Annotated in this window: 17 protein-coding genes; 12 read left to right on the plus strand and 5 right to left on the minus strand. The window is 67.8% G+C overall.

The window, feature by feature from the left end; translation table 11 throughout:
• The first annotated feature begins 25 nt into the window (after nucleotides 1-25).
• The gene (locus CLV37_RS27145; protein ID WP_146149526.1) at nucleotides 26-634 is read left to right on the plus strand and encodes an NsdA family TPR-like regulatory protein; all 609 of its coding nucleotides are present in this window, start codon (nucleotides 26-28) and stop codon (nucleotides 632-634) included.
• 3 nt (nucleotides 635-637) lie between these two features.
• Here CLV37_RS27145 and CLV37_RS21325 read toward each other — a convergent pair whose 3' ends face one another.
• Entirely contained in the window at nucleotides 638-1,198 is a 561-nt protein-coding gene (locus CLV37_RS21325) for an NUDIX hydrolase (RefSeq protein ID WP_106214264.1), read from the minus strand.
• A 445-nt stretch (nucleotides 1,199-1,643) separates the two neighbouring features.
• Between CLV37_RS21325 and CLV37_RS21330 the strand changes: the two genes are divergently transcribed.
• Nucleotides 1,644-2,672 (plus strand): DUF262 domain-containing protein, encoded by a 1,029-nt coding sequence (locus CLV37_RS21330; protein WP_170127414.1) that lies wholly within the window; start codon nucleotides 1,644-1,646, stop codon nucleotides 2,670-2,672.
• Nucleotides 2,665-3,717, plus strand: a complete 1,053-nt coding sequence (locus CLV37_RS21335; RefSeq protein WP_146149527.1) for a GTP pyrophosphokinase — start codon at nucleotides 2,665-2,667, stop codon at nucleotides 3,715-3,717. Before CLV37_RS21330 ends, CLV37_RS21335 begins: the two co-directional genes overlap by 8 nt.
• A gap of 356 nt (nucleotides 3,718-4,073) precedes the next feature.
• On the opposite strand, the gene CLV37_RS21340 is transcribed toward CLV37_RS21335, so the two are convergent.
• Both CLV37_RS21340 and CLV37_RS21345 read right to left on the minus strand, forming a co-directional pair.
• A complete protein-coding gene (locus CLV37_RS21340; RefSeq protein ID WP_245885536.1) occupies nucleotides 4,074-6,473 on the minus strand; it encodes a SpoIIE family protein phosphatase in 2,400 nt (799 codons plus the stop codon).
• Nucleotides 6,474-6,754: 281 nt separating this feature from the next.
• Entirely contained in the window at nucleotides 6,755-7,891 is a 1,137-nt protein-coding gene (locus CLV37_RS21345; RefSeq protein WP_170127415.1) for a sensor domain-containing diguanylate cyclase, read from the minus strand.
• A 153-nt stretch (nucleotides 7,892-8,044) separates the two neighbouring features.
• On the opposite strand from CLV37_RS21345, the gene CLV37_RS28645 reads away from it, so the two are divergent.
• Complete coding sequence (locus tag CLV37_RS28645; protein WP_245885537.1) at nucleotides 8,045-8,695, plus strand: ATP-binding protein; 651 nt, start codon at nucleotides 8,045-8,047, stop codon at nucleotides 8,693-8,695.
• Nucleotides 8,696-8,989: 294 nt separating this feature from the next.
• The gene (locus CLV37_RS21355) at nucleotides 8,990-9,586 is read left to right on the plus strand and encodes a hypothetical protein (protein ID WP_146149529.1); all 597 of its coding nucleotides are present in this window, start codon (nucleotides 8,990-8,992) and stop codon (nucleotides 9,584-9,586) included.
• A 59-nt stretch (nucleotides 9,587-9,645) separates the two neighbouring features.
• Here the strand turns inward: CLV37_RS21355 and CLV37_RS21360 are convergent, their stop codons facing one another.
• Complete coding sequence (locus CLV37_RS21360; protein ID WP_211298844.1) at nucleotides 9,646-10,056, minus strand: helix-turn-helix domain-containing protein; 411 nt, start codon at nucleotides 10,054-10,056, stop codon at nucleotides 9,646-9,648.
• A 94-nt stretch (nucleotides 10,057-10,150) separates the two neighbouring features.
• On the opposite strand from CLV37_RS21360, the gene CLV37_RS21365 reads away from it, so the two are divergent.
• From CLV37_RS21365 to CLV37_RS21395, 7 genes are all read left to right on the plus strand, one after another.
• Nucleotides 10,151-12,943, plus strand: coding sequence for a Na+/H+ antiporter subunit A (locus CLV37_RS21365; protein ID WP_106214274.1), 2,793 nt, complete (start codon nucleotides 10,151-10,153; stop codon nucleotides 12,941-12,943).
• Nucleotides 12,940-13,368 (plus strand): Na(+)/H(+) antiporter subunit C, encoded by a 429-nt coding sequence (locus CLV37_RS21370; protein ID WP_106214276.1) that lies wholly within the window; start codon nucleotides 12,940-12,942, stop codon nucleotides 13,366-13,368. Before CLV37_RS21365 ends, CLV37_RS21370 begins: the two co-directional genes overlap by 4 nt.
• Complete coding sequence (locus CLV37_RS21375) at nucleotides 13,365-14,927, plus strand: Na+/H+ antiporter subunit D (RefSeq protein WP_106214278.1); 1,563 nt, start codon at nucleotides 13,365-13,367, stop codon at nucleotides 14,925-14,927. Before CLV37_RS21370 ends, CLV37_RS21375 begins: the two co-directional genes overlap by 4 nt.
• Nucleotides 14,924-15,526 (plus strand): Na+/H+ antiporter subunit E, encoded by a 603-nt coding sequence (locus CLV37_RS21380; RefSeq protein ID WP_106214280.1) that lies wholly within the window; start codon nucleotides 14,924-14,926, stop codon nucleotides 15,524-15,526. Before CLV37_RS21375 ends, CLV37_RS21380 begins: the two co-directional genes overlap by 4 nt.
• Entirely contained in the window at nucleotides 15,523-15,804 is a 282-nt protein-coding gene (locus CLV37_RS21385) for an MrpF/PhaF family protein (protein ID WP_245885538.1), read from the plus strand. The genes CLV37_RS21380 and CLV37_RS21385 overlap by 4 nt, the downstream gene beginning before the upstream one ends.
• Nucleotides 15,801-16,157: a monovalent cation/H(+) antiporter subunit G gene (gene mnhG / locus CLV37_RS21390; RefSeq protein WP_106214282.1), complete on the plus strand. Its 357-nt coding sequence runs from the start codon at nucleotides 15,801-15,803 to the stop codon at nucleotides 16,155-16,157. Before CLV37_RS21385 ends, mnhG begins: the two co-directional genes overlap by 4 nt.
• A 78-nt stretch (nucleotides 16,158-16,235) precedes the next feature.
• On the plus strand, nucleotides 16,236-16,475 hold the full coding sequence (locus tag CLV37_RS21395; protein ID WP_146149530.1) for a helix-turn-helix domain-containing protein: 240 nt from the start codon (nucleotides 16,236-16,238) through the stop codon (nucleotides 16,473-16,475).
• A 9-nt stretch (nucleotides 16,476-16,484) separates the two neighbouring features.
• Here the strand turns inward: CLV37_RS21395 and CLV37_RS21400 are convergent, their stop codons facing one another.
• A complete protein-coding gene (locus tag CLV37_RS21400; protein WP_106214286.1) occupies nucleotides 16,485-16,694 on the minus strand; it encodes a hypothetical protein in 210 nt (69 codons plus the stop codon).
• Nucleotides 16,695-16,727 lie beyond the last annotated feature (33 nt).

Below are 16,727 nucleotides of genomic sequence, written 5' to 3' on the forward strand. Positions count from 1 at the left end.
GAGAGGTCCTTCGAAGCATCACGCGGTGGCCGCCTTCTACGTGTCAGCCACGCCTGTCACCGGCCTGGTCGTACACCACTCTGGTGGACACAACCCGCGCTCGCTGCTTGCTCACGCGACGGGGGAGCAGTCTTTCGCGCTGCTTGACCTCGGACGAGGACGTGATGGCGCGGACATGGTCGCTGAGGCCCGTCGGCTGCATGGGCTACCGCCTCGCCTCATGGCCTGGCTCCACGCAGCAGAGGCCGAGAACCGTGCTGCTGCAGGTGACGGCGAGGCAGCCCGCAGGTCTCTCGCCGCCGCTGAGTCGCTCCTGCCGAGCAGCGATGACGATGCCGCCCTCACGCCGTACCTCCGCCTGGACACCGCCAACCTCACCCGCTGGCGCGGACACTGCCTTGGTCGGCTGCACGACCCCAGCGCCGTCGATGAGCTCCTGGAGGGCCTGGCCAGCGTTCGTGGTCGCTACAGCCGAGCCGAAGCCAGCGTGCTGGTCGATCTGGCCGCCGCTGAGTTGCACCGCGACGACCGCGATCAGGCGCAGCACTACTTGCGTCAGGCCACCTCACTGGCGAACCGGATGGGGTCGGTGCGCCAGCGCCGACGGCTGGAGGCGCTGCGTCAGGCAGCGTGAAGGTCAGAGCCGCCGATCCACGAGGAAGCGCAGCAACCCTGTGATGGAGCCGGAGCCGAGGATCTCGCCCCGGTCGATTAGCTCCACCACATCGTCGAGGGCCACCCAGTCGACGACGCCGGCCTCGACCAGATCCGTAGGCGCTCCAACTTGTTGCGCCTGCTCGAACACGTAGACCTCGTGAGGGGTGTCGACCATCCCCACCATGGGTTGGAACTCGAGCAGCTGGCGTCCACCACTGGGACGCCAACCGGTCTCCTCTTCGGCTTCTCTGGCGGCGGTCTGCAAGGCCGTCTCGCCTGCGTCCACGATGCCGCCCGGCAGCTCCCAGCCCACCTGATCCGTCAGGAAGCGATGTCTGCGGAGCATGAGCACCTGGTCGCCAGCGGCGTTGAGCACGAGCGCGACGGCCACGCGCTGGAGACGCACCACGTGATGCTCGAACCGCTTCCCGTCCGGGGGCTCCAGATCGACGAGGACCAGTCGCACCCACGGGTTGTCGTAGATGGTCCGCTCACCGAAGACCTGCCACCGAGGCGGCTCCTGCACGGCGGGCTCATCCATACAACGAGCCTACTGATCCACGAGGGGCAGTGGGTGCCCGCACCTCACCAAGTCCAGCTGTGAGAACTTTCTCTACTCCGTCAAGGCGGCGGACGCGCCCGCCGGCGTCACCGCCCCTCCGCGGCCGCCGTCTGCGCGCGGCCTGCGGCCGTGCTCGCCGACAGCCACGAGGCCCGGCGTCGCATCGGTGCACCACCTCTCTAATGCCTGATGCCAGTCGGTAGCAGCTGAGTGGTACCAGGGGCTCCCGCCCCTGGACCCCAGGTTGCGCTACATGGACGCGCGGGTGCCTTCGCGCATGGCTGGATTAGCGCCGCGCATCCATGCACCGCGAGCGATGACGTGCGGGCTACGCGGGCACTAGGGCCATCTCAACAAGAACTCCCCCTTGGAGCTCTCTGTGTGGCACGGTGTGGGGATCAGGTACTCGAGGGGGAGACGATCAGTGGCTAAGAGAACTACAACCACCAAAGATGTTGGTCTTCTGCATCAGCTTTACCAGTCCGGCCAGCTGAATCTAGTGCCCGGATATCAGCGCAATAGTGTTTGGCCGCGGGCAGCAAAGGTTTACCTTCTGGACTCCATTCTGCGCGATCGTCCTATTCCGCCGCTGCTAGTTAAGCGAACTAGCGCCACCCTAGGTGGGCGGATTACATATGAAGTCATTGATGGTCAACAGCGCCTCCGAACAGTGTTCGACTACCTGGATGGTCGTTTTCGCCTAGGGGACCAAGCTGGGCCGAGTCGGAGTGGAAAAAAGTTCCAAACGCTTGAGCCGGTCGACCAGGGTCAGATTCTAAATTATGACTTCGTTGTTGAAGAACTCTCGGAATACAACGAAGAAGACATCAAAGACATCTTCGTGCGATTTAATCGATTCGTGGTATCGCTTAACTCGGCAGAAATCCGCAATGCTCGAGAGACGGGCGCCTTCGCCAACTTTGTAGAAGAAGTGGGCCTATGGACATACTGGGCAGACAATCGCATCCTGTCTGCTGCGCAGTTGCAGAGGCATCGAAGCACGGAATTTGCTGCAGAATTGGTAATTCTGCTTATGGAGGGTCCACAAGACAAGAAGGCAAGCATTGATCTCTGGTACCAGACATTCCGGGCAGAGTTCCCAGAAGCAGAAGAGGTTCGAGAGCGCCTCCGCGGGTACCAGGAATGGATTTCGAACGCCCTTCCGAGCCTTGCTGAAACCCGATTCCGTCGCCCTGTTGATTACTATTCGCTGATTTCGGCAATAGATATGATTTCTCTTGCGGCGGGCGGAGTCGATGAATTGGACCCCGAGTCGTCGGGAAAACGTCTCGTTGAATTTGATGCGGAGTGTGCCGATGGTACGGCGGATGGTGACGTAGCACGATACCTAGCTGCCGCTAGCCGTCAGACGGACAACATCAAACCAAGGGAGACCCGGCGCGAAATCCTAGCCAGGAGGATCCTGACCCGTTTCGAGGTGCCTAGTGAGTGACGGAAAACCTGCTGCTTTCGCAGAAAAGTATTCACGAGAGCATCCAATCTACGTCCAGCACGCCGTACTGGCGCAGGAATTCCTGTTAAGGAGACTCCTTGAGCAGGGCATGCCAGTGCAGGCCGTCACGGCTCGCGCTAAAGAGCCCCAAAGCGTACGCGAAAAGCTCCGTCGCAAGCACTACGAAAATCCAGAGACAGATCTGACCGACCTAGTAGGCGCGCGAATAATTACTTACTACTCCGACGAAGTCGATAAGATATCTGGTTATGTTCGCAGCATTCTGGGCACAGTCGACTCGGAGCGAAGCGGGGACAAGCGAGACAACCTCACGGCGTCTCAGTTTGGCTATAGATCAGTCCACATCATTGGAACTCTGCCAGAATCTGAATTAGCTATGGCGAAACTCCCGACCGAGCCGCCAGTTTATGTTGAGATTCAGATAAGAACGCTACTTGAGCATGCATGGGCGCAGGTAGAACATGAAGTCGTTTATAAGAGCGGCGTTGTCTACGATGAGCAATTTAGGCGTCGTGTTTACGCGGTGGCTAGCACGCTAGAAATTCTCGATCGGGAGCTCGAAAATCTAAGAGATGCCAAGTACCGTTTGGTCGACACTTACATCGCTGCTTACAGGGCTCACATGTCTCTCGAGCAGGATCTTGATTCAGCCAGATTAGCGGCCGCTTTCGAAGTCGTAATGCCGCAGGCGCCGGGTTGGCGATCAGATGCTGCTCCCAGTGCGGCAAAGACCCACCATAGTGATGCGCTTTGCGTCGAAATTCTGCAAGCGGCTGGTGTACGTTCCGTCTCGGAGCTCATCGTTCTCGTAAGAAGCGCGAGAGCCGCAGAGATATTCGCAAAGTATGCGGCGGAGGCTGGTTGTGCCTCCACAGAGGTCCCTCATTATTACGCCGCGCTGCTTGTGGCTGCTATCGCCAAAAGCGAGGTCGTTGCAGATTTCAAAGGGGCTTTTACTAGCGCCGTTCTTGCAGTCTTGACGAGCGATGACGAGTCTGAATCTGAATCGAACGAAATGGAATGAGGTACCGCAGTATCTGCTGTCAATGGCGCTTGTCGCACTGTCAAAAATGCCGTTTACGACGTCTCGGTTCTGCGAGACATCGGGCAGGTGCCCCAATGGTGCGGTTTAAGCGTGCGTGACTCGCCGACCTACCGATTCATACCGCTGTATGTCTAACTGCGTGACAACCGGCATGGATGCACTGGGGCGACGGGGGCCGCCCTGAACCTCGTTGAGGCGCACCAGTCTCATTTTGACTTGCCTGCGAAGCTTCGGGACGAAAGAGGCCAACCAGACGCCGAGCTACGGTGCGACTCAGGGTCCGACGCCTCTCGCAGCTCCCTGCGAAGACACATCGGACCTCGCCCCTCAGCAACTCAGGCGACGATGGGGGGCTCTGCGGGCACACCGGGCGGTACGCGGTTCGGGCCGGCTTCGGCCGGTCGCGGACGATCCTGGCGGTGCAGCCGCACAGCGAGGACGGCGGCGTCGTCCTCGGGGTGGCTGGGCAACATTGCGGCCAAGGCGGCATCGACGAGATCGTCGAGCGAGGAACCGTCAGCGGCGAGGCGCTGCAGCGTGTCGCGTAGCCGCTCCAAGCCCTCGCCCAGAGGCTGGTCGCGGCGCTCCACGAGGCCGTCGGTGAAGAGCAGCAAGGTCGCGCCGCGGTCGAGTAGGAGCTCCGACTCGTGCCGGGGCAAGCTTGGTTCCACCCCCAGGAGCAGGTCGTGTCCGACGTCGGCGAGAGCAGTGACGGTGCCGTCGGGATTGATGAGCATCGCCGGGGGGTGACCGGCGCTGGACCACCGCACCCGTGTGATGCCGCGTTCGACCTCGTCCCCGTCCTGTTCCAAGCGGGCAGCCAGAGCGGTCGCGGTGGTGTCGATCATCAGCGTGCGCATGACCTCATCGGTCTGACGCAGGATCGCAGCCGGCCCTTCGTCGCCGATGGCACCGAAAGCACGAACCGTCGAGCGGACCTGACTCATCGCTGCCGCCGAGCGCACGTCGTGTCCCAGGACGTCACCGATGACGAGGACCGTCGCACCACCGGGCTGGATGAAGGCGTCGTACCAGTCCCCACCGACCTGAGCGGCCTCGGCCGCTGCCATGTAGCGCACGACGATCTGCAGGTGGTCCGGCTGCACCGGGCTGGTCAGCAAGGACCGCTGCAGACCCTCAGCGATGTGCTGGTGCTGGCGGTGCAGCCGGGAAGCATCCAGAGCAAGACCGATCCGATCAGCCACGTCACGAGCAGTCATCAGCTCTTCGTCGCTGAAGGGCCCACGCTCACGTGAGGTGAACAGCGACAGGATGCCCAGGGTCCGGCCACGTCCCCGCAGCGGAAGCATGTAGGCGCTGTGCGGGGCCAGATCGTCCAGAGCGCGGAGAGAGTACGCCTCGGACGGGAACGTAGCACCGATGTTTTTCGTCGCCTCCGTCACCAGCAGGGGCCGGGAGTGACGAAGTGCGCGCAGGATGAAGGCGTCGTCGCCGATCTCGTCGAAGCGGTGCAGGGCGTAGCTCTCAGCCGCTGCGCGCCGCTGAGGATCGCGGTGCCAGCTGCTGAGGTCCCGCAGGCCGCGGCGGAGCTCGTTGACGTGCGCTGTCCGGGCTCTGGCCGGGTCGGCGGCCGGGGCGTCGTCGTCGACGAGGCTGATGACGCACCAGTCACCCAACGCGGGGACCAGCAGTTCGGCCAGTCCCTGTACTGCGCGCTCGGCCACGGAGTTGGTGGCACCGTGTCCGCTGTCGTTCGACGTCGTGCTCAACGCCTCGGTGACCTCGACGAGCAGGTTGAAGCGGGCCGCCGTTCGTTGCGCGCCTTCCTGCTCCTCGGTGACGTCGTGAGTGGTGCCGATCAAGCGCACCGGAGTGCGGTCGGTACCGGCCAATATGCGTCCACGGGCCTGCAGCCAGCGCAGTGAGCCGTCGGGCCGCACCGCGCGGTACACGGTGAAGAAATCCCCCAACGTGTCGACGGCCTCGGTCAGCCTGGAGGTGACGTCCGCACGGTCGTCGGGGTGGATGCGCGCCATGACGTCGCTCAAGCTGGTGACCTGCTCGTCCGGGTCGGCCGGGTCCAAGCCGAACAGGGCGTGCATCTGCTCGTCCCACGTCACCCGCCCGCTCGGCACGTGCAAGGTGAAGGCACCGACCCCGGCAGCTTGTGCCGCCAGCTCCAGCAAGGTGTTGCTGGCTTCGTGCTCGATCGAAAGGGCGGTCAGCTCCAGCTCGCTGACGATGAGGAAGGCCAGCTGCTGCAGGGTCCGGACGTCGGCAGCGGTCCAGCTGCGAGGAGCCGGGTCGAAGACGCACAACGACCCCACCGGCACTCCCGCCGAGCCCGTCAGAGCCACCCCCAGGTACGCGCCGACCTCACCGGAGGTCACCGCAGGCATGTCCTGCACACGCGCATCGCTGGGGGCGTCCTCGACGATCATGGGGCCGTCGGACGTGATGCTCAGCGTGCACATCGTCTCTTCCAGCGCGGTGGAGGAACCGACCGCTGACGGGGAAAGCCCCGTACCGGCCAGGACCACGTGTTCACGGCCCAGCAGCGAGACCTGGGTGGCTGTCGCTCCCAGCAACTGACCGGCCAGCAGGGCGATGCGTTCCAGGCCGGGGGCACCCGGCTTGGCGGCCAGCAGTCGTTCCGCCGCCCGGACCCGCCGAACATCTGACAGCAGGGTGTGAGCTGCTGTGACAGCGCTTTCGGGGACTTTCGCCACCGAGGTGGTCCGGTCGTCGCTCGGCTGCTCCGCTGAGCGCTCCACCTCAGGTCCCCTCACTTCCAGGCTCGAACTGATCGCCACCCGTGTGCGACGCAGCGTGCGCGCTCATCATGGCCGACCACCGGTAGGTCGCGGAAACGTCTTCGGACAGCTGGCCGTGGGCTACGACCACGACCAGTATCGCTCAAGACCTGTTCACGGCGGGGGCGTGAGGACTGCACGCAACATCAGTGAACGTCGGTCAGGGGCCGGCCCCGGTCCGGACAGCACACCCGACGCGCGACACCGACTGCAGGTCCTACCGAGGCGGATGCTCCCGGTGGTCACCCATCGGTACGGGTGGAGTCTTCCTCCACCAAGAGGTTGATCACCTTGTGGGAGCTCTCAGCATCCTGGTGCTGCTGCCGCTTGGCCGTGTACATGGCCTCATCGGCAAGGCGCAGCAGTGCATCGACGTCATCACGACCAGTGGAGGAGCCGTCATCTGGAACACCAGCGGCCACCCCGACGCTAGCGCCGATCCGGACCACGGCGGGCAGCTCGAAAGGCGCCGCCAAGACACCGTGCAGCCGATCGACGATGACCTCCAAGGCGTGCTCATCTGCTCCTTGAGGTGCGTCACCACTGCTCCGACCAGCCGCCGCTCCGGCGCTTCGTGGATGCCCTGGTGTCAGCGCCTCACAGATGACGACGAACTCATCGCCGCCCCACCGGGCCAAGGTGTCGCCCTTGCGGACCACCGTGGACAGTCGACCGGCGACCTGTCGGAGCAGTTCATCCCCGGCCTGGTGGCCGTGGGTGTCGTTGACGCTCTTGAAGCCGTCCAGGTCGATGAAGATCACAGCCATGGCACGTCGGCCGCGAGAGGTCGTCGCCACGGCGTGGTTCAGCCGGTCGTACAGCAGAGCCCGGTTCGGCAGGCCCGTGAGCCCGTCGTGCGTCGCAGTGTGAGCTGCCTGCCGCTCGGCTTCCTCAGCGACCGCACGATCGTGGGCCATGACCACGTACCCGCAGGCCACATCGGTCAGCACCTGAGCCGCGGTGAGCTCCTCAGCGCTGAAAGGCCCAGGTTCGCGGCGGTACAGGTTCAAAGCACCCCAAGCACGGCCCCGGCCCAACATGGGCAGCGCTGCGACCGCGTTCAGACCCGCAGCCAGGGCCTGCTCAGCGAAACGAGGCCACCGGTAGGAGTGCTGCGCCAGCTCACCCTCTGAGACCTGGCTCTCGGTGTTGACCGCGTCGTGACACGGCCCGCTCCCGTCCTCCTCCTGGACTCGCTCGGCACCGTCGACCAGCGGGGGCAGGGTGTGGACGACACGCATGTGCTCGCCGTCGTGGTAGCTGACGCCGACACCGTCGATCTCGAGCACATCAGCGACCGCGACAGCCAGGTCCTGCAAGAGGCTCTCCAGAGTGAAGTCACCGATCGCGCGACGCGCCAAGCCGCCGACGACTTGCACCAACCGAGCCTGATCCACCCGCACCCCATCCGGCTGTGACGCACTCATCGAGCGCTCTCGGGCGCTGATGCCACGAAAGCCCCGCCACGGCACCGTCTGCGGTGCATGAGCTACCTACCATCCCGCCCCCGCGGCGGCGGGCATCCTGTGACGATGTGCGCGACCAGCGTCCAGCAGGCCTCGACGAGGATGACGAGCGCTCACTGGATCGCATTGGCGTCCATTCAGGCTACTGCGACCTGCCGCGCCGGCGAGGCGAACGACCAAGGGGCCCAGTCGTGGTCCGACGACACGGCTTCTGATGGCATCACCCCGCAAGTGGTTGCACAGTGGGCAGCAGTGGCGCCGTACGGCGTCGACTCGGCAGTGCGCACCATGCGGCCAGTGGTCCAGGCGCCAGAACAGGAAGACGCCATGGAGCACCACGAACTCGCCCTGCCCGCCCAACTGTCAGCTGTCGGTCTGGCGCGGCACTGGATGACCGGACGATGCGCGTCCCACGTGGACGAAGACACGGTGCACGTCGTGCAGCTCCTGACCAGTGAGCTCGTGACCAACGCGGTCGTACACGGTAGAGAGCCCTTGCGGCTGGAGCTGGATCGTCGACCCGACTGCGTCCACATCGGGGTCGTGGACGCGAGTCCTGAACCGCCCGTGCTGCGAGACGCGGAGTGGGACGACACGGGAGGTCGCGGGATCGCCCTGGTCGACCTGCTGGCAGCAACGTGGGGGTACGAGCCCCAGTCCGACGGACCGGGCAAGACAGTGTGGTTCGAGTGCCCCGCCACCCACATCGACGGTTGAGAGCCAACAGGCCGTCCTGGTAGGCCTGGAACGTCCGCGACACGCGCCTCTCGACATCCCCGGACCTGTTCCGCGAGGCTTCCCAAGCTGCGGTCATCGAGGTACGAGCGAGTGTCTATCTGCGTGACAACGGACTCGGACTCTCTCGGACACCTGCGGGCCGGACTGGAAGCGGCAGTAGAGAGGACGAGTCGGTCCCGGATGGTCCGCGAAGCTTCGGGACGAAGAGGCCACCAGCGGCGCGTCCCCGGCTCCTCTGAACCCAAGATTGTCCTTGTGACCCTAGACGCGAAGGTGCCGACCGCTCTGGCCGCGCTCGTCCCCCATGACGCGCTGGGCAACGCTCTCGCCGGGCACAGCCGCGCCCCGGGCAGCCTGTCGTGGCGCCATGAGCTCGTCGACGAGCCGACGGCAGCGGGGTTGCTGGGCGGTCCGGTCCCGACCCTGCCTGCATTCCGCGGACTGGACGTCGTGGAGCGCATCTCCGTCCACCGCGGCCTCCCCATGGAGCCGGTCGCGGACCAACTGGTGGAGGGGTCCCTCCGGCTGCACCTGCGCGTTACTTACCTCCCCGCCGACCTGGCGTGGGAGCGGGCGCTGCGGTGGTCGGCGGTGCAGCGGGGTGGGTCGATTCTGGACGTCGAGGAGCGGGACAAGAACACGCAGTGGCCCCAACGGGTGGCCCGCAGTCGGGACACCGCCAGCGGTGGTGACTTCACCGTCATCACCGTCGACGGGGTCCACGTGGGAGTCCAGGTCGACACCTCGGGGGTCGTGCTCGTGACGTGGCTGCTTCGACGCGGAGGCCGGGAGCTGCGGGCGGCGCTGCTGACGCGGAGGGGTCCGCGCGCGGCGGTGGAGCTGGTCGCCGACGCCGGGGTGCTGGCCTGAGAACGGGGAGCTGCACGTTCCGACCCGCGGAGCACGGACCAAAGGTCGGAACGCGGGGATCAGCCGTGCCGCGGCAGCGGCGCCCGTCCCCTGCGGTGCGCCTCGGCGTAGTCGAGTACGTCCTCCAGCCGCACCCGTCGGTGCACGCCGGGCTTCGTGTGGGGCAGCGCGCCGGACTCCAGCAGCCGCACGAGCGTGGGCCGGCTGACGCCGAGCACGTCGGCGGCCTCCTGCGTCGTGAGCAGCGCCTCGTGGGGGGTGAGGGTCACGGCCTCGCCGTGAGCCAACGCCTGGACGGTCTCGCGGAGGGCGGTGGCCAGCTCCGGGGGGAGCTCGACGGAACGCCGTCCCACCTTCAGCGACAGCGTCCCGGAGGGGTGCGCTACGAGGAGTTCGGCGAGTTCGGGGAGCCCTGCGAGGCCGGGTCTGACGGTGACCTCGGCGCCGTGACAGGCGACGGTCGATGACACCCGACCACGGTAACAGCGAACTCCGAATCGAACAGAACGAAAGTCTGGGTTATCCTGTGAAGACCGACCTGCCCCCGATTCGTGAGGACCGGCCGTGCTGACACTGCTGCTCGTCCACGCTGTCGCCGCCGTCTTCGCCGTGCCCCTGGTCCGGCTCCTGGACCGCCGAGCGTTCAGCGTGCTCGCCCTCGCCCCCGCGGCGACGACCGTCTGGGCCGCGTTCCAGGGCCCCGCCGTCCTGCGCGGCGACGGACCCCAGGTCGTCGTCAACTGGGTCCCGTCCCTGCACGTGGAACTCGCGTTCCGCCTCGACCCGCTCTCGTGGGTCCTCACCCTCCTCGTGGGGGGTGTGGGCGCGCTCGTCCTGTTCTACTGCGGGAGCTACTTCCACGAGAACGACCCCGGGTCGGCGCGGTTCGCGGCCGTCCTGACCGCGTTCACGGGGGCCATGACGGGCCTCGTGCTGGCCGACGACCTCGTCCAGCTCTACGTGTTCTGGGAACTCACCACGGTGTTCTCGTACCTGCTCATCGGGTACGACGCGCACAAGCGCAGCGCACGACGCGCCGCGACGCAGGCCCTGGTCGTCACGACGTTCGGCGGGCTGGCGATGCTCGTGGGGCTGATCGTCATCGGACAGTCGGCGGGCACCTACCGGCTCTCGGAGGTGCTCGAGGACTTCCCCACCGGGACGGCCACGACGGTCGCCGTCGTGCTGGTCCTCGTGGGCGCGATCTCGAAGTCGGCGCTCGTGCCGTTCCACTTCTGGCTGCCCGCCGCGATGGCCGCGCCCACCCCCGTCAGCGCGTACCTGCACGCCGCGGCCATGGTGAAGGCCGGGATCTACCTCATCGCCCGGTTCGCGCCCGCCGCCGCGGAACTCCCGGCCTGGCGGACGACCGTGCTGGTCCTGGGCCTGGCGACGATGGTGATCGGCGGGTACCGCTCGCTGCGCCAGCACGACGTGAAGCTGCTGCTCGCGTTCGGCACCGTCAGCCAGCTCGGGTTCCTCACCGTCCTCGTGGGCGCGGGGACCGCGGCGGCCACGACGGCCGGGATCGCGCTGCTCGTCGCGCACGCCACGTTCAAGGCGGCGCTGTTCCTCGTCGTCGGCATCGTCGACCACCAGACCCACACCCGCGACCTGCGGGAACTGTCCGGGCTCGGGCGGCGGATGCCGCTGCTCGCCGTCGTCGGGACCGTCGCGGCCGCCTCGATGGCTGGGGTCCCGATCGCGTCGGGGTTCGTCGCCAAGGAGGCCGCGTACGCGGCGTTCGAGGAGGACCCGGTCGTCCTCGGCGTCCTCGTCCTCGGCTCGGTGCTGACCGCCGCGTACTCCGCGCGGTTCGTATGGGGGACGTTCTGCCGCAAGCCCGGGGTCCCCGACTCGACGGCGCCGAAACCGTCCGCGGCGCTCATCGCCGCTCCCCTGGTCCTCGCTGCCGTGACCTTGCTCACCGGGCCACTCGCGCCGCTCGTCGACAAGCCGGCGGCGCTGATCGCGCACGAGCTGCCCGGGGAGGCCGAGCACCTCGCGCTGTGGCACGGCGTCGGGTTGCCGCTGGTCCTGACGGTCATCACGTTCCTGCTCGCGGGGTTGCTGTTCCTCGCCCGCGACCAGGTGGAACTGCTGCAGAGCAAGGCCCCGGACGTCCCCGCCGCCGACCGCGGGTACCGCAAGACGGTCCGCGCCGTCGACCGCGTCGCCGTCGAGGTGACCGGGGCGACGCAGCGTGGTTCGCTGCCGATCTACCTGGCCTCGATCCTGCTCGTCGTCGTCCTCGTCCCCGGCGGGGCGCTGCTGTGGACGCAGCCGTGGCCGTCCGACGTCGTGCTCTACGACAACCTCGGGCAGGTCGTCGTGGGGGTCGTCATGGTCGTCGCGGCCGTCCTCACCGTCCGCGCCCGGCGCCGGCTGCGGGCCGTGATGCTCGTCGGGGTCACCGGGTACGGCGTGACGCTGCTGTTCGTGCTGCACGCCGGACCGGACCTCGCCCTGACCCAGGCGCTGGCCGAGACGATCACGCTCGTCGTGTTCGTCCTCGCGCTGCGCCGGCTGCCACCGTTCTTCTCCTCCCGCCCGCTCGTCGGGACGCGCTGGGTGCGGATCGCCATCGGGATCGCGGTCGGGACCTGCACGTCGCTGTTCGCGCTCGTCGCCTCCGGCGCGCGGGTCGCGGTCCCGACGTCCATCGACCTGCCGCAGTGGGCGTACGACTACGGCGGCGGCAAGAACGTCGTCAACGTGACCCTCGTCGACGTCCGCGCCTGGGACACCATGGGCGAGATCTCCGTGCTGCTCGTCGCGGCCACCGGCGTCGCCTCCCTCGTGTTCCGCCGCCGCATGGGGTCCATCGACCAGGCGTTCGCCGCGCACGACGAGGAGAACACCCCGAAGAAGCCCACGGCGTGGCTGCCCGCGGGCGGGACCGTCGACCCCGAACGCCGCTCCGTGGTGTTCGAGGTCGTGACCCGGCTGACGTTCCACGCCATCGTCGTGCTGTCGGTCTACCTCGTGTTCTCCGGGCACAACCAGCCCGGCGGGGGGTTCGCGGGCGGCCTCGTCGCCGGGCTCGCGCTCGTCGTGCGCTACCTCGCGGGCGGCCGGTACGAGTTCAACACCGCCGTCCCGATCAACGCGGGCTGGCTGCTGGGCAGCGGGTTGTTCCTGTCCGCCGGCACCGGGCTCGTCGGGATCCTGCTCGGCGGCGACGTGCTGCAGACCGAGATCCTCCAGTACGACCTGCCCGTCCTGGGTCACGTGAAGCTCGTGACCTCGTTGTTCTTCGACGTCGGCGTGTACCTGCTGGTCGTCGGCCTCGTCGTCGACGTCATCCGCAGCCTGGGCGCCGAGATCGACCGCCAGATCGAGGAGACCTCTTCATGAGCCCCAACGTGACGCTGATCGTCGTCTCAGGAGTTCTGGTCGCCTGCGGCGTCGCGCTCCTGCTGGAACGCACGCTGACCCGCGTCCTCGTCGGCGTCGTCCTGCTCGGCAACGGGATCAACATCCTGTTCCTCGTCGCCAGCGGCCGCCCCGGCCTCGCGCCGATCCTGGGGAAGGCGACCGCGGAGACCATGAGCGACCCGCTGCCGCAGGCGATGGTGCTGACGGCCATCGTCATCACCCTGGGCATGGTCGCGTTCGTCCTCGCGCTGGCCTACCGCAGCTGGCAGATCGACGGGCACGACGAGGTCCAGGACGACGTCGAGGACCGCCGCATCGTGCGGCGCGCCGAGCTCGACGAGACATCCGCCAGCTACGACGACGACACCCGTGAGACCAGCGAAGAGGAGGGGACCTCCCCGTGACCGAGTGGGCGCGCGTCCTCCTCCCCCTGCCCGTCGTCCTGCCGCTGTTCGCGGCGGGCCTGACCCTGGCGCTGGCCCGCCGGCCCCGGGCGCAGCGCACGATCTCCGTGACCGCGCTGAGCGTCGTGGTCGTCGCCGCGGTCACGATGCTCGTGATGACCGACCACGGCAGCGGGACGTACTCCGTCGACGTGGGCGGCTGGCCCGCCAAGCTCGGGATCCCGCTCGTCGCGGACCGGTTGTCGACGCTCATGCTCGTCGTGAGTTCCGTCGTGACCCTCGCCGTCCTGCTGTACTCCCTCGCCCAGGGCGTCGCCGACGGCGAGGAGGGCACGCCGGTCTCGATCTACCACCCGACGTACCTCGTGCTGTCCGCGGGCGTCTCGAACGCGTTCCTGTCCGGGGACCTGTTCAACCTGTACGTCGGGTTCGAGATCCTGCTGGCCGCCAGCTACATCCTGCTGACCCTCGGCGGGACGAAAGCGCGCGTGCGGGCCGGGACGACGTACGTCGTCGTGAGCCTGCTGTCGTCCATGGTGTTCCTCACGGCCATCGCCCTGATCTACATGGCGACCGGGACCGTGAACATGGCCGAACTCTCGCTGCGGCTGCGCGACGTCGACCCCGACGTGCAGCTCGTCCTGCACCTGCTGCTGCTCGTCGGGTTCGGCATCAAGGCCGCGGTGTTCCCGCTGTCGGCGTGGCTGCCGGACTCCTACCCGACGGCGCCCGCGCCCGTGACCGCGGTGTTCGCCGGGTTGCTGACCAAGGTCGGCGTCTACGCGATCATCCGGACCGAGACCCTGCTGTTCCCCGGCGGGCAGGCGTCGCAGCTGCTGCTGTGGGTGGCGCTGGCGACGATGGTCGTCGGGATCCTCGGTGCCGTCGCCCAGAGCGACGTGAAGCGTCTGCTGTCGTTCACCCTCGTCAGCCACATCGGGTACATGGTGTTCGGCGTCGCGCTCGGGACGGCCGGCGGGCTGTCGGGCGCGGTGTTCTACGTCGCGCACCACATCACCGTGCAGACGACGCTGTTCCTCGTGACGGGGCTCATCGAGCGCTACGCGGGCAGCACCTCGCTCGACGCGCTGGGCTCGCTCGCGAAGCGCACGCCGCTGCTGGCGGTCCTGTTCTTCGTCCCCGCCATGAACCTCGCGGGGATCCCGCCGTTCTCGGGGTTCCTCGGCAAGCTCGGGCTGCTGCAGGCCGGCGTCGACGTCGGGACGTGGCAGGCGTACGTCCTCGTCGCCGGGGGCGTCGTCACGTCGCTGCTCACGCTCTACGCCATCGCGAAGGTGTGGAACCGCGCCTTCTGGCAGGAACCGCAGACCGAACCGTCCGGCGAGGTCGGCGGCCTGGCCACCGCGACCCGCGTCGGCACCCGCACCCCGCTCGGGATGGTCGTGCCGACGGCGGCGCTCGTCGTCGTCGGGGTGGGCATCACCGTCATCGCCGGGCCGTTGTTCGGCATCAGCGACCGCGCGGCGCAGGACCTGCTGGACCGCACGCCGTACACGTCGACCGTCCTGCACGACCGGGTCCCGGAGGTGGGCGAGTGAACGCCAAGGTCCTGTCGCTGCGCGAACGCGTGAGCGTCCCGCTGCTGGTCTGGCTCGTCGTCCTGTGGCTGCTGCTGTGGGGCGACCTGTCGTGGGCAAACGTGATCTCCGGGACGGTGCTGGCCCTGCTCGTCACGCTGGTGCTGCCGATGCCGACGGTCTCGCTCGGGATCCGGATCCGGCCGTTGCGGATCGTGGCGCTGCTCGCGCGGTTCGCCGCCGACCTGTTCGCCGCGAGCGCCCAGGTGGCGTGGCTGACGGTCCGTCCGGGGCGGCAGCCGCGCAACTCCGTGGTGAAGGTCCCGCTGCACTCCGGCTCGGACCTGTTCGTCACGATGACCGCGGAGATGGTCTCGCTCGTGCCGGGCTCGGTCATCGTCGAGCTCGGGGCGCCGTCGCTGCAAGGCGGTCAGGGGTCGATCTACGTCCACGCGCTCGGGGTCGACACCGAGGAAGGGCGGCAGCGGATCCGCCGCGAGGTGCTGCTCACCGAGCGCCGCATCCTGAAGACGTTCGCGACCCCGCAGGTGTACGCGGAGTACCTCGACCGCTGCCGGGCCGACGGGTCCGACAGCCTGTGCGAAGGGAGCCCGGCGTGAACCCCGTGGTCGTCGCCCTGTGCGTGGGCATGTTGTTCGTCGCGGCGCTGTGCGCGCTGATCCGCGTCGCGAAGGGCCCGACGATGCTGGACCGGGTCGTCGCCCTGGACGTCGTCGTCGCGACCGTCGTCATCGGGTTGTGCGTGGAGGCCGCGGCCAACCGGCACGCGACGACGCTGCCCGTGATCGTCGTCCTGGCGCTCGTGGGGTTCGTGGGGTCGGTCAGCGTCGCGCGGTACGCGGCGAAGGAGTCGGACGAGGAGAGGGGGAAGCGGTGAACCCGGTCGCCGAGGTGGTCGTCTCGATCGCGCTGCTGCTGGGCTGCCTGCTGACGGTGCTGGCGGCCGTCGGGTTGCTGCGGCTGTCCGACCTGCTGGCCCGCATGCACACCACGGCCAAGCCCCAGGTGCTCGGGGTCCTGCTGGCCCTGGTGGGGGTCGGGCTGCAGCTGCACCGGGCCACCGACATCGCCATGATCGTCGCGATCGGCGCGTTCCAGCTCCTGACGGTGCCCGTCGCCGCGCACATGGTGGGGCGCGCGGCGTACCGGACGGGGCAGGTCGACCCGTCGGTGCTCGCGCACGACGACCTGGCCGAGGAGCTGGAGCGGGAGCGGCGCTCGGCGGGGTGACGGTGGCCCTGGCGCATCACGGACGGACGACGTAACGTTTCGAAGGAGTTTTCGCCGTCGACGACTGGGAGTCCATCCGTGAGCGACCCGGCGCCTGCGTTGTCCGCGCTCGAACGACGGTTGCTCGAACTCGTCGCCGACGGGCGGTCCCTCGTGGGTGCGGGAGCCGAGCTCTCCCTGGACGTGGAGACCGTGACCCGGACGGTGGCCGGGTTGCGGGACCGCTTCGACGTCGGCAGCACCGCAGCCGTGATCTCGGCCGCCCGCACCGCCGGGCTGATCGTCCGGCCCCGGACGAGCGGGGAGCAGCTCACCTGACGGGGTGGGTCACTCCCCCTCGCGCGAGCGCCGGACCCGCCACGCGGCGAGGAAGTAGACGGCCCCCGCGCTGAAGGCGAGCGCCGCCAGCCAGGCCAGGGGGCCGGCGTCGGTGACGACCACGCCCCAGGACAGCGCGGCCAGGACCGCGTACAACAGCCCGGAGCGCCGGGACTGCTCCAGCGTCTTCGTCGCCCGCCACCAGGGTTGTCTCGCCACGGCACCAGTATGCCGGGCCGCGGGCGCGCCCCG

It is taken from the genome of Kineococcus rhizosphaerae (genome assembly GCF_003002055.1).
Lineage (GTDB): Bacteria > Actinomycetota > Actinomycetes > Actinomycetales > Kineococcaceae > Kineococcus > Kineococcus rhizosphaerae.

Bases quoted from the DNA above. Each gene is read 5' to 3' on its own strand.
- CLV37_RS28645 (WP_245885537.1), top strand. From the start codon at position 8,045: ATGTGCGCGACCAGCGTCCAGCAGGCCTCGACGAGGATGACGAGCGCT.
- CLV37_RS21370 (WP_106214276.1), top strand. From the start codon at position 12,940: ATGAGCCCCAACGTGACGCTGATCGTCGTCTCAGGAGTTCTGGTCGCC.
- CLV37_RS21325 (WP_106214264.1), bottom strand. From the start codon at position 1,198: ATGGATGAGCCCGCCGTGCAGGAGCCGCCTCGGTGGCAGGTCTTCGGT.